General features: G+C 34.2%; 12 protein-coding genes, 1 tRNA gene, 1 rRNA gene and 1 riboswitch. Of the genes, 3 read left to right on the plus strand and 11 right to left on the minus strand.

The features are described 5' to 3' along the window. Positions 1–136 precede the first annotated feature (136 nt). Together GF867_RS09665 and GF867_RS09670 are read left to right on the plus strand one after the other, a co-directional pair. A complete protein-coding gene (locus GF867_RS09665; RefSeq protein WP_153832903.1) occupies positions 137–1,132 on the plus strand; it encodes a biotin--[acetyl-CoA-carboxylase] ligase in 996 nt (331 codons plus the stop codon). Positions 1,133–1,152: 20 nt separating this feature from the next. Further along, positions 1,153–1,710 (plus strand): biotin transporter BioY, encoded by a 558-nt coding sequence (locus tag GF867_RS09670; RefSeq protein WP_153832904.1) that lies wholly within the window; start codon positions 1,153–1,155, stop codon positions 1,708–1,710. A 140-nt stretch (positions 1,711–1,850) separates the two neighbouring features. Here GF867_RS09670 and GF867_RS09675 read toward each other — a convergent pair whose 3' ends face one another. The 6 genes from GF867_RS09675 to lacD all read right to left on the minus strand — a co-directional run bounded on the left by GF867_RS09675 (position 1,851) and on the right by lacD (position 7,110). Then, positions 1,851–2,582: an ABC transporter ATP-binding protein gene (locus GF867_RS09675; protein ID WP_216650288.1), complete on the minus strand. Its 732-nt coding sequence runs from the start codon at positions 2,580–2,582 to the stop codon at positions 1,851–1,853. 1 nt (position 2,583) lies between these two features. Next, complete coding sequence (locus tag GF867_RS09680) at positions 2,584–3,585, minus strand: ABC transporter substrate-binding protein (RefSeq protein ID WP_172974005.1); 1,002 nt, start codon at positions 3,583–3,585, stop codon at positions 2,584–2,586. After that, entirely contained in the window at positions 3,582–4,376 is a 795-nt protein-coding gene (locus GF867_RS09685; protein WP_153832905.1) for an ABC transporter permease, read from the minus strand. Before GF867_RS09685 ends, GF867_RS09680 begins: the two co-directional genes overlap by 4 nt. After that, the gene (locus GF867_RS09690) at positions 4,348–4,644 is read right to left on the minus strand and encodes a thiamine-binding protein (protein WP_153832906.1); all 297 of its coding nucleotides are present in this window, start codon (positions 4,642–4,644) and stop codon (positions 4,348–4,350) included. The genes GF867_RS09685 and GF867_RS09690 overlap by 29 nt, the downstream gene beginning before the upstream one ends. Before the next feature lie 72 nt (positions 4,645–4,716). Then, positions 4,717–4,814: riboswitch (TPP riboswitch) on the minus strand. A gap of 100 nt (positions 4,815–4,914) precedes the next feature. Next, positions 4,915–6,078, minus strand: coding sequence for an SIS domain-containing protein (locus tag GF867_RS09695; protein ID WP_153832907.1), 1,164 nt, complete (start codon positions 6,076–6,078; stop codon positions 4,915–4,917). A 42-nt stretch (positions 6,079–6,120) separates the two neighbouring features. Continuing rightward, complete coding sequence (lacD, locus tag GF867_RS09700) at positions 6,121–7,110, minus strand: tagatose-bisphosphate aldolase (RefSeq protein WP_153832908.1); 990 nt, start codon at positions 7,108–7,110, stop codon at positions 6,121–6,123. Positions 7,111–7,301: 191 nt separating this feature from the next. Between lacD and GF867_RS09705 the strand changes: the two genes are divergently transcribed. Further along, positions 7,302–8,063: a DeoR/GlpR family DNA-binding transcription regulator gene (locus GF867_RS09705; protein WP_153832909.1), complete on the plus strand. Its 762-nt coding sequence runs from the start codon at positions 7,302–7,304 to the stop codon at positions 8,061–8,063. A 49-nt stretch (positions 8,064–8,112) separates the two neighbouring features. Here the strand turns inward: GF867_RS09705 and dsdA are convergent, their stop codons facing one another. The 5 genes from dsdA to GF867_RS09730 form a co-directional block, all read right to left on the minus strand. After that, entirely contained in the window at positions 8,113–9,462 is a 1,350-nt protein-coding gene (dsdA, locus tag GF867_RS09710; protein WP_153832910.1) for a D-serine ammonia-lyase, read from the minus strand. Positions 9,463–9,608: 146 nt separating this feature from the next. Next, the gene (locus GF867_RS09715) at positions 9,609–10,361 is read right to left on the minus strand and encodes an NAD-dependent epimerase/dehydratase family protein (RefSeq protein WP_153832911.1); all 753 of its coding nucleotides are present in this window, start codon (positions 10,359–10,361) and stop codon (positions 9,609–9,611) included. 107 nt (positions 10,362–10,468) lie between these two features. After that, positions 10,469–12,028, minus strand: coding sequence for a polysaccharide deacetylase family protein (locus GF867_RS09720; protein ID WP_153832912.1), 1,560 nt, complete (start codon positions 12,026–12,028; stop codon positions 10,469–10,471). Between the two features lie 224 nt (positions 12,029–12,252). Then, positions 12,253–12,368: ribosomal RNA gene (rrf, locus tag GF867_RS09725) — 5S ribosomal RNA — on the minus strand. Positions 12,369–12,439: 71 nt separating this feature from the next. Beyond that, a tRNA-Asn gene (locus GF867_RS09730) sits at positions 12,440–12,512 on the minus strand. Positions 12,513–12,534: the final 22 nt, after the last annotated feature.

Raw genomic sequence — 12,534 nt, forward strand, 5'->3', positions numbered from 1 at the left:
GTTAGTCTACCATATATAATAAAAAACAATAAAAAAAACACCTAATTGTCACCCTTGAAAGAAATACTGGTTGACACGATTTAATAACTCTGATAATTTAGTACTACAAATAGAATTTGGAAGCGAGTGTTTAGCCATGAGTGTACAAAAAAATGTTTTAGACTATTTATTAAAAAATTCAGATTCACCTATTTCAGGTCAAGCTTTAGCCAGTTCATTCAACGTTTCACGCAATGCAATTTGGAAGGCAATCGAACAATTACGTCAACAAGGTTACCAAATTGAAAGCAAAAGAAATCAAGGTTATCAACTAAAAGCAGTTAGTGATGAATTAGATACGCAACAAATTTCTCTAAATTTATCGGACGTGTGGTCTGATTTATATATTGAAGTACATAAAGAAGTCTCGTCTACAAATGATCTAGCTAAACAATTCAGTATTGATTGCCCAGGCAAAAGTGGCCTTTTTATCTCTGAAAAACAGACCCAGGGAAGAGGTAGAAGAGGCAGAGCTTTTCATTCTGAGTTAAGCAATGGCTTATATTTTTCGTTAGCTGTAAAACCTAATGTCAAAGAAGCACAAGATGTTCCCCGTTATACAATAGCTGCTGCTACAGCTTTAGTACAAAGTATTGAAGAAACGACAGGATTAAGTGCTCAAATCAAATGGGTGAATGATATATTTTACAAGCAAAAAAAAATTGCTGGAATATTATCAGAAGCTACCAGTGACCTAGAATTAGGTGGTTTTTCAGCAGTAATCATTGGGATTGGTATCAATTTATCTGGCGACTTTACAGAAGCTAGTTCAGAAGTTCAAGAAGTTGCAGGTACACTTTTCGAGGACATAATACCTGCTTCATTTAATCGGAATACATTTCTATCCAATTTTTTAAATCATCTCGGAAATTATCATTTAGATTTAACAGCACCTACCTTTATAGAAATTTATCGTCAACACTTAATGGGACTAAATAAAGAAGTTACTTATTCAATCAATAACGAACAATATTCAGGTATTATTGAAGGAATTGACCAAGATGGTCATTTAATGGTTAGACAAAGCAATGGCACTATCGACACTTTACTTGGACAAGAAGTTCATTTTTCAAGTAAACAATTCGTGAAGTAAAGATAACTGGAGGTAAAACATTGAAAACTAAAGAAATAACATTATCGGCATTAATGATTGCTTTGCTAGCAATTTGTTCTCAACTTTCCATACCTATCGGCCCTATTCCAATCACCTTACAGACATTCGCAGTCTTATTGATTGGCATGTTAATGCCTACCAAAAATGCGCTAATCGTGACCTCCGCTTATTTAGCAATCGGATTAATTGGTTTCCCGGTTTTTGCGAATGGCTCTGGAGGCTTACAATCATTATTAAGTCCAGCTTTTGGCTTTGCTATTGGCTTTATTCCAGCTGCTGGTATTATGGCAAGCATCTTACACAAATATGAAAAACCCAGTTTATTTCAGTATTTAATTGCTTCTTTTTTCGCGACTTTGGTATTGTACGTCATTGGTTTATTATATATGACATTTATTTTAAATGTGATATTGAACACTGACTTGTCTGCGATGCAAATTTTTTCTATTGGAATGTTACCGTTTATTCCTGGCGATATTGCCAAAGCATTTTTTAGTGCAATAATCGCGCTAAAATTAAGAGCCCCTTTACAAAACTCGATAAAATTATCATTTTAATGATTTATGCAGCTTAACTTACGGGCTATGTAAAACTTTAATTGTTTAGATGATTATGTGAAAATAAAAGAGCAGTAAACCTATTTGTTAAGGTTCACTGCTCTTTTAATACATTTAATTAAAACTTAGTCGAATAGAATTTAATCATTTGACAAAGCTTCTAGCAACTCGCGTTTATATGCTAAAAATTCAGGTTGATAAATCACTTCTGAAAATTTTTCCTTTGACAGTTTAACATCCAGTTTTTTGACAATTTTTCCTGGCTGTCCTTTAATGACATAAATCGTATCACATAGTATTAAAGCTTCTTCAACATCATGAGTAATTAGTAAAGTTGACCAGTTCATTTTTTGTCTAACTTCCATAAACCATTCATGCATATTCCGCCTTGTGATGGCATCCAATGCACCAAAAGCTTCATCTAATAGCAACCATTGACGGTCAAAGTTAATCGTTCTTAAAAAAGCAATCCTTTGACGCATGCCTCCACTAAGTGCGTTCGGATAATAATTGGCCCATTTATCTAAGCCAAATTCTTCTAATAATTCTTCAGATTTAACCCTTGCTGCTTTAGATGAAACACCTTTAATAATTAAAGGTAACATAATATTTTCAACAACCGTTTTGTGCTGGAAAAGCATATCTTTTTGCAACATATAACTGATTTTACCTTTAATATCTTTAGAATCATTAATTGTAATATGTCCTGATTGAATGACTAAATTGCTTGCGATTAGATTAAATAGTGTGGTTTTACCAACGCCACTTGTTCCTAGAATCCCAACAGTTTGTTGAGGTGCAACTGTCATGTTTATATCTTGCAAAACATCATGTTCTTCAAACTGGTAACTTATATCTTCAATCTTTAGCACACTACTCACCTAAAAACTCATTTGTAAAATAGTTTCCTTCTGTTAAATCAACCTCGATTAATTCATTTGTATACAACCATTCATAAAATTTATTCCAACGTTCCTCATCAATATAGCCCCATGCCTCACTATCCTCTGCATATTTAGTACTTATCCATTCTTGAGATGCTAATACCATATCTTTTTGACTCTCTAATTCAGGTGCATGAGCTATCAAAATTTCTGCAGCTTTCTCTGGATGTTCAATCGCATATTGGTAGCCTTTTTTTATCGCCTGAATAACGGCTGATGCTTCTTCTGGGTTCTCAGCTAAATAATCATTATTTGCAATAATAATTGGTGAATAAAAATCCAATTCTTCTGCATAGTCAGCAAAGTTAAAGTAATTCGTAGGAACGTCTTGATATTCAGCCATAATGCCATCCCAAGCATAATATATCCAAGCAGAGTCAAACATATCATTCGCTAAGCCAATTACTGAATTGTCAGCTTGATTCGGAACTAATGCTACTTCATCAAATTTTCCGCCTTCTAATTCAATTAAATACTGAACCATCGCCAACTCAATCGGATCATTCCAAGTCCCGTATCGATAACCTTCCATGTCAAGTGGACTTTCAATAGCCGCAGATTCATTAGAGATAATTCCAGACGTATTATGTTCTAGTATTGCTGCTACTGCTGTAACTGGTAAACCTCCAGCAAAACGAGATGCAATAGAATCTTGGAAACTAATACCAAATTGTGCTTGACCTAATCCTACTAATTCAGTTGTGCTACCTTCTGGTGGGCGTCGAATTGTTACATCAACACCAGCATCTGTAAAGTAACCTTTCTCATAGGCTACATATAAACCAGTATGATTTGTATTGGGTACCCAGTCTAAAATTAAATCAATTTCATTTGTCTCTGCTGATATTGATTTAACAGATCCCAGTAACACAAACAAAGTAAAAGTGAATGTAAACAGTAAAGATATTTTTTTCAATATATTTTTTTTCATTTAAAAAGCTCCTTCATAACGTTATTCTTTTGATCTTGATAAAGCCAAGGGATTAAAATTCTTTCAATTTTTGAGACGAGCCACATGAAAATCAAACTAATTAAAGAAATTAAGACAATAACCGCGAACATACGATCATAAGCAAATGCCTTTTTAGTTTGAATCATATAGACTCCTAGTCCTTCGAATCCTCCTAGCCATTCAGCTACAACAGAACTGACAAAAGCATAAGATACACTAACACGTAGCCCACTGAAGAAAAAGGGCATACTGTTAGGTAGTTTTACATGTACTAAAACTTGCCATCGATTAGCTCCCATTAGCTGTAAAAGACGAACAGCATCTTGATCACTATTAGCAAAGCCGTTAAGGATGCTAATGATAATTGGAAATAATGTGGTCAAAACAACTAAAACAATTTTGGGTGTCATATCATAACCCAATAACAGAACCAAAACAGGTGCAATTGCAACTGTTGGAATTGTTTGAGTGATAATTAATAACGGATACAATGCACGATATAACCATGTGGCTAAATCCATTAAAATGGCCAATATAAACGCTAGAACAATACCTATACCTAAACCAATAAAAGCTTGTAACAAAGTCACTTGACTATTGACCCATAAATTTGCTTTGTCTGTCCATAAAGCACTCACAATTTCACTTGGAGTCGGAATGATAAACTTTGGAAGCCAAGCCATGTATCCTGCAACTTCCCATAAAGCAATTAAGAAAATCCCTAAAATCAATGATGCATATTTATTGGCGATGTTTGTCAACTTTTTCATTTATACCTAACACTTGCCCTTCTGAGTTGTAACTGATTTTAATATTAGAAAATATTCTATTATGTTCTGCACCAGCAACCTCTAGAGCTCCTTTGAGCAAATTCATTAAATCATCAAATTCACCTTCAACTGTTGTTTCAAATGCACTCACTTCTACTTTTTCGGCATTTGCCTTTAAATAAGCAATCACTTTATCCACTGTTCTTAAAATGGTTGCTTGGTCTGTCTGCTGCGGCAAAATTTGAACAGCAAAACTACAATTTGACATAAAAAAATAACCTCCCTATTCTTTTCACACAAATGCGCAAACATAGAAATAGACAAGTTTATTCAAAGAATCATATTAAATAAACCACATCCCTACGTAAGTTTTAACTTAATCAGGTTATAAGAGTTCGGGAAATCCCATCTCAGCATAATGCACCCCTTGTGTGTTAAAAATATCATACCATACACAAATCCCTAAAACAAGGCATACAAAAAACCAGCATACTTCGAACTTTGTGAAATCCGATTATACTGGTTGTGAAGATGCATTCTATAAAGGATAGATTGTAACTCCTTTAACAACACGATTGACTGTTCCACTAGGAGAAGGAGTATCTGGTTTGTTTCCTACTTTTATCGACGATAACAAAGCCAATGTCTGTCCAAAGAGAATATATGGAAAGATTAAATAAGCATCAGGTAATGTTCGATATATTTCATCGAAACCAAACGAATCAATATTAGCAGTTGAAAATTCTCCAATTTGAATAGGTAAAACTTTTGCTGCAATTTGATCCTGACTCATCTCAATCACAATATCTTCATCATACTTTCGTGTGTAAGCGTCATTTGACAAGAATACAAATACTAATGTTTTGTCATTAATAAATGATTTTGGACCGTGTCTAAAACCTAAAGACGAATCGAATACTGTCGTAATCTTTCCTGCTGTTAGTTCTAAAATTTTCAACTGAGCTTCTTGAGCTAATCCTTTAAATCCACCTGATCCTAAATACACAACGCGATTATAATCCAAATTAACAATCGATTGAATTACTCCTTCACGTTCTATCACAGACTTGCCCATTTCGACAATAGCTGAAACATAGTTCTCTTTTAATAGCCTATCAACTGAGTCAAACGTTAACAAAGCTGTTAACGACATACATGTAAAACTCCCAGTCATCGCAAACCCTTGATCATTTGACAAATCGGGCTGTAAAAGAACTAAGTTCTTGTCATCACCTTGCGCAGCTAAGGCTAATTGACCATCAGCAGCACACGTAATCGTCAATTGGTAAAAATCTTTTACAATTTTTTTTGATAATTCTACTGCCGCGATACTTTCGGGCGAGTTTCCACTGCGAGCAAAAGAAACTAACAAAGTTGGAGTATCTGCTTTTAAATAGACCATGGGGTTTGACACAATGTCAGTTGTCGCATAAGTATGGAAAGTAAAGTGTGAATCCAACGTAATTTGGTTCAAGTAAGCTTCAATTGACTCTCCTACGTAGGCAGAGGTTCCGGCACCTGTAAAAATAACTTTGACATTCGAATGTTTCTCTAAAATACCGGATAGATAATCATTAATTTCATTTTCTTTTTTAAGATAATTTTCTAAAGTTTCTTGCCACAAACGAGGTTGTTGCTTTATTTCACGTGTCGTTATACTTGCACCTAATTCTGACAAACGTTCTTCTGTAAATTCAAACATTATTATTAACCTCCCATTTTTAATTCCGTATTACGTTTAATCTTAAACTTTAATCTTATCAGTCCAAGCTTTTGATGTTTCAGCAATCACCTTATTCAAAGCTTCAATGTTCTTTCTACCTTGCGTTTTCAACCAGTTTTCTGCTGCAACTGATCCGCCTTCAACATACTCTTCAACAGCATCTTTCCAAGTTGCCCGTCCGCATAATACACCATTGAAATTAGCACCTGCATTCGCGGCAAAACGTAACGTTTCTTGGAACAATTCTGATGAAACTCCTGCACTCAAATAAATGTAAGGTAAGTCAGTTGAAGCTTCTTGTTCTTTAAACCAAGCTTTCGCTTCTGTCTGAGTATATAAAGTTTCTTTGTCAGTAAACCCTTCAACATATTGCATATTAACGGGGACTTCAACTTTCAAAACATCTACATTATACTTTTTATCTGAAAATTCTTTCATAGCTCCTATTACTTTTGCAGGTTTAACTTTCGCAAATTCCAAGCTTTTATCCTCAACGATATCTTTGTCATAAGTTAATATTTCTAAGAAGAATGGCATATCTTCCGCTAAACATTCTGAACCAATTCTTTCAGTAAAAGCCTGTTTCAAATCGTTAATCTCTTCTGATTCATCTACATCATAGTAAAGTAAAAATTTAATCGCATCCGCACCAGCATCTTTTAGACGTTTAACAGACCAGTTAGGAAGTAAATCTGGTAACCTTCCTACTTCGGAAGCATCATAACCCGTTTCTTCATACGCCAACAATAAACCAGCACTTGGATCTTTAAACTGAATAGCCGGTAAGCCATATTCTGGATCGAGTAAAATAGAAGATGAAAATGGTGTTAAAGCTTCTGATATATTAATTTTGAATTCTTCTACCGCTGATTGAATATCAACGTTTATAGATCCACCAGCAATCATTTTTTTCAAAGACCCTCTTTGATCAATTGCCAATGCAGAAATGACGTGTTGAGGATCTGATACTTTTTGTAGTCTACCATATTTAGCTTGAGAAATAGTTTTCATTTTTAACGCTCCTTCGGTATGAAAAGTTATGTTTTGTTCATTAATGTTTACTTATGTTCATTTTAATAATGAAAGTAATTCTAGAAAAAGTCAACGGTAAACTGATACTATTGACTATTGGATAGCGCTAATTTATGATATTAACATTGAGAAATTAAATTCGAACAAAATATAACATTAGGAGATGACTTATGCTGAAGGAGGAGCGTCAACAAAAAATTCTTGAATTATTAGAGCAACGAAAAATCATTCGCATAACTGATGTTACAATCTTGCTAAATGTAACTGATATGACGATTCGTCGAGATTTAAAAGAATTAGAAGATAAAAATTTACTGACAAGAATTCATGGTGGGGCAAAATTAGCTGAAATTAACGAAACGCTCCCTCAAGAATTAAGTCACATTGAAAAACAACATCTTAATTTATCTGAAAAACAAGAAATTGCTCAATTAGTTGCAGAAGAAATATTAGACGGAGATGTTGTTTTCATTGGCGCAGGTACAACACTTGAATTAGTCTACGATTACTTAACCGTCAATACCGCTACCATTTTAACAAATTCAATTTTTGTATTTAATAAATTTCAAATGGATAGCCGCTTTGAGATTATTTTAATTGGAGGCAACTATCGTCCGATCACAGGCGCATTTTACGGAAGTATCCCACATACAATTTTAAAGGACATACATGTTGACAAAGCTTTTATAGGTGTCAACGCCATTCATTTGAATAGTCTCTATAACGCTAATGCTGACGAAGGTATTATTGAAAGACAAGTGTTTAATAATGCTTTAAAAGCTTATGTAATTGCTGACTCCAGTAAATTTAATCAAAAAGCTTTTTATCATTTTTATGATTTGACAGAGGCTGATTTACTTATTACTGACAGTAATTTTACAGCTGACCACTATGAATTATACAAACAATTCATAGAAATTAAATTACCTTAACGTTAAAAGCACCTAATCCAAAAATAAAGGATTAGGTGCTTATTTTACTTTAGTAATTATCTATTGCATTGTAAAAAGCTTTACGATCTTCTTCAGGCACCATGCTTCCACCTGTTGCCCATGAAATATGATTAGCATTTTTCATTTTATCTTCTAGACCTTTGTCTTTAATATAAGCTTTGCCTAAAGGGCTACTAAATAAACGAGCTGGACCTGTTACACCTGCTACTGCCGCAGGTTCTAATGGAATTTCAAATTGATCTACAAGTGCACGTAAAAAAGCAAAGTTATCTTTTTCTGTTACAGTATAACCACCATCAAAGAAATTATGCATTAATTTTGCGACAAAACCAGAAGTTCTTGGCACTGCCAAACCATCCATATTTGTCAAACTACCATCAATATTAAAATCATCAATCGAAACTTGATCATATTCTTTTGTCATTAAACCAATCAACATTGAGGGCATCTGAGTAGGTTCTGCAAAGAAGCAATGCACATTGTCACCATAAACTTGTTTCAAACCAAACGTAATACCGCCTGGGCTCCCGCCAATGCCACATGGTAAATAGACAAACAAGGGATGATTTTCATCTACAGTAATATTCATTGTTTTTAATTGTTCTTGTAGACGATTTCCCGCTACTGTATAACCCAAGAAAAGATCCTCAGAAAATTCATCATCGACAAAGTATGATTGATCATCCTGCAATGATTGGCTACGCCCCATCTCCACTGCTTGTGTAAAGTTTGTTTTATGTTCGATAACCGTTACACCACGTGAGCGTAATAAATTTTTCTTCCAAGCTTTTGCTTCAATCGACATATGGACCGTTACTTCAAAGCCAAGTTTCGCTCCCATCACGCCTACACTGATTCCCAAATTACCTGTTGTTCCGACGACAATTCGATAATTACTAAAAAAATCTTTAAAAGATTGGCTAGCAAATTTAGTATAATCATCATCCCAAGTAGTTAATAAACCATGCTCTAATGCTAACTCTTCAGCATGCTTTAATACCTCATAGATTGCTCCGCGAGCTTTTATTGTTCCAGCAATCGGTAATTGGTCATCACGTTTTAACCATAGTTGCCCTTCAATTTTAGTATCATAATAAGTTTCTAACATTTCTTTTAAGCCTTCAACATCTGTAATCCCAGATTCAATCAAACCCTCTGCAGATTTAGTTTCAGGAAAAGCAAGCATAATAAAAGGAGCAAAGCGAGCTAGCCTTGCCTCAGCATCATTAACATCTGCTTTTGTAAATTTAGTTCTTGTTGAAGCAACCTTAAATTCAGGTTTGCTTTGGTTGATTAGTAAAACTGCTTTGCAATCAGCTACCTCTTTCAAATAAGGAACCTCTTGTAATAATTTATTTATTTTCTCACTGACAATCATAATTAAGCCTCCTGTATTTCACTCTATAATTAGTTTAACAAAATACTAACAGAAAAAACACTCTCGTAAGTGCTTCTCACTAAAATGTAATCAAAGCAAAAAAGATGGTCTTTTACAACCATCTTTTACATAGATTTTACAGTAGCTTAATCAGCATTCTCGTTTTTCTTCATCAATTCAAATGCGTTATCTTGTGGATTATAACCTATCAATCCTTTTAGTGTTGATATTTCTAAACGTTTGAATGTGTTGTTTGACACTCCGTTTACAATCATAGTAGGTTCCCCTATGTCAGCTGTCAAACAGCAATCAATCAAATGATTAAAGTCACGTTCAGTAATAATATCCGCTAAACCAATTAAATCTTTTTCAGACACTTCATCTTCAGATAAAATATAGTTACCTATTCTAATACCAATTGATTTTACACCTCTTTGGTAAGCAAAGTAATTAGCTAGTGATTCTATATATAGTTTAGAAATTCCATAGTAACCATCTGGTCTTGGTACATCAGTGACTTTAATCTCCTCCCCAGCCGGATAACCATCAACAGTATGTACTGAACTGGCAAATATGATTCTTTTTATATTCAAAGCGTTCGCTGCATGTTCAAATAAATATTTTGGAATGATAAAATTACTTTCCCATAATTCATCAAAATCCGCAAAAGCATTCGGATTTGCAGCTAAATGAATAACATAATCAATTTCATTTAACAGTCCAGTCCAAGCTGTCTTTTCTGTTAAGTCTGTTTCGACTTTATGAATGTCGCCCTTCAATCTCTCAGGAAATCCATTCAGTGAACGATCAACCAAGATAAGGTTATGATTAGTGGATAAGTGCTTTGTCAACGCTTTACCAATATTTCCAGCAGCTCCTGTTATTAAAATTCTCGCCATATAAATCCTCCTTTAGCTTTAATCTTAGTTAAAGTATAAAAGTCTCAAATTGCATACACAAACAAAAAGCCTTACACATCAATAAGACATGTAAGGCAAAGTGATCATTATTCTGCAAAATAGCGTAAATTAAAGGAAACTTCATCAGCAAAAACAAACTGATATCCCATATCTTTTAAGACTGGTATCAACAAATCAATTACATCCGGTGTGGCTTGGTGCGTATCATGCATCAATAACAACGAATCATTTTGAAGATTTGCCATAATATGGTTATAGGTTAATTCTGTATCATGGTAGTGCCAATCCATTGAATCAATGTTCCATAATATTGATGTCATACTGTCCATTATATCAATTACACGTTTTCCACCCGCACCAAATGGCAAGCGATACACAGTTGGCCATACCCCTGTTACATCTTCAATCGATTCTTGTGTCCATAGAAATTGTGTAAGTACATCCTCGGCTTCAAGTGTACTTAAGTCCGGATGATTATAGGTATGATTCCCTATCATATGACCTTCGTTAACAATTCTTCGAGCAACCTCTGGATATTCATCCACATACGCTCCCATCACAAAGAATGTTGCTTTTACATCATGCTTAGCTAAAATGTCTAATAATTGTGGAGTGAATTCATTATTCGGACCATCGTCAAATGTTAAAGCAATATATTTAGGCACATTATCCTCCTGTTCTGAAAAATATGCTACTAATGTATCCGTCCAACCAACTTCATCCCAAAATGCTAAATCAAACTCACCATTTGTTTGTTCTTCGGAAGTAATGACATCACCTACATGATTTGCATAGGTTTGTAGATCAGACATTACTGCTTGAACTTGTGGTTGGAGTTTATAGTCCTCAAGTTGTAATTCTACCGCTTGAATATTATTTATCAACTCTAATAAATCATCACGTGAAGATATTGTCGTTGGTAAACTCTCAAAAGAAGATCGAGCTTCTGCAGCATATATTAATACATCCGAAGCATGAGTGTAATATCTTTGAATATCATTAATCAAAGCATCTGAGGAGTCAGCAGGTATAGCTGCCGTAGCTTCATCAACCATTGATTTTGTCACAGACGGCTGCAACAATAAGCTATCAACTTCTTTTACATTTTTACCATTAATAAGCATACTATCTGCTTGAAATATATCTGCTAAAGCAGTAATTGCTTTAAATTTTTCATGAGCTTTATCATAGACAATTTGAAAATCCGTTTTATTCTTACTAGATAAACTATCTATTACTTCTTGTGCATAAATAAAATCCTCTTCAGTAATATTTTCTTTTAAATATTGCTGATCATTATCCAGGTATAAAGTCTCAATAGCTTCATTAGCCATTGTGAGTTTAGCGTCAGAATCTCCTAAAATCTTAGACAATCCCCAAATACCCATTAAAACTACAACAAAAAGAAGGAGTCCTAGAACAAAAAACTTAGGAATCACAACTCCTTTAGAAGAAAAAGTTCCAGACACATCTTCAATATTATCTGTTTCATTTCTATCAGTTTCTTCTCCATCAGTTTCTTCAACAGGTTCTTTAGTGGTTGCTTTTTCTTTGTCATTTATTTGTGGCGAATCAAACGATTGTACCAAATCTTCTTTTCTTCCAATATAATTATCTTGTGTTTTTTTTAACTCTTCATCCGTCATCTTAACATTCGCCTTTCATCACCAGAATATCAACAACATCTAAAAATTCTACCTTTCAAATTATAACATATATTTAGAGAAACTACTTAAAAATTAAACTATTTTAAGAAATTACTTTCCGATTATAGCAAAAAAGACGAATTATAAACTGTAATTAACAATTTATAATTCGTCTTTAGTCTTAAGGCGATACGCCTCAAAATAACTTTTAAAAAATCACACTTGCATGGCGACGTCCTACTCTCACAGGACCAAAGATCCAACTACCATCGGCGCTAAGAAGCTTAACTGCTGTGTTCGGCATGGGAACAGGTGTATCCTTCTTGCCATCATCACCACACAGTGCATATTTTTTTTTAGTGTTGCTACTCAAATCAACAGCGGCACGTCTAAAAAAAGCTATAAAAAAAACTCCGCAAGTAGGGCTCGAACCTACGACATCATGATTAACAGTCATGCGCTCTACCAACTGAGCTATTGCGGAATAAAATAATTCTGTATAAAAA

The sequence above is a fragment of the Fundicoccus ignavus genome, from assembly GCF_009659375.1.
In the GTDB taxonomy this organism is placed as follows: Bacteria; Bacillota; Bacilli; order Lactobacillales; family Aerococcaceae; genus Fundicoccus; species Fundicoccus ignavus.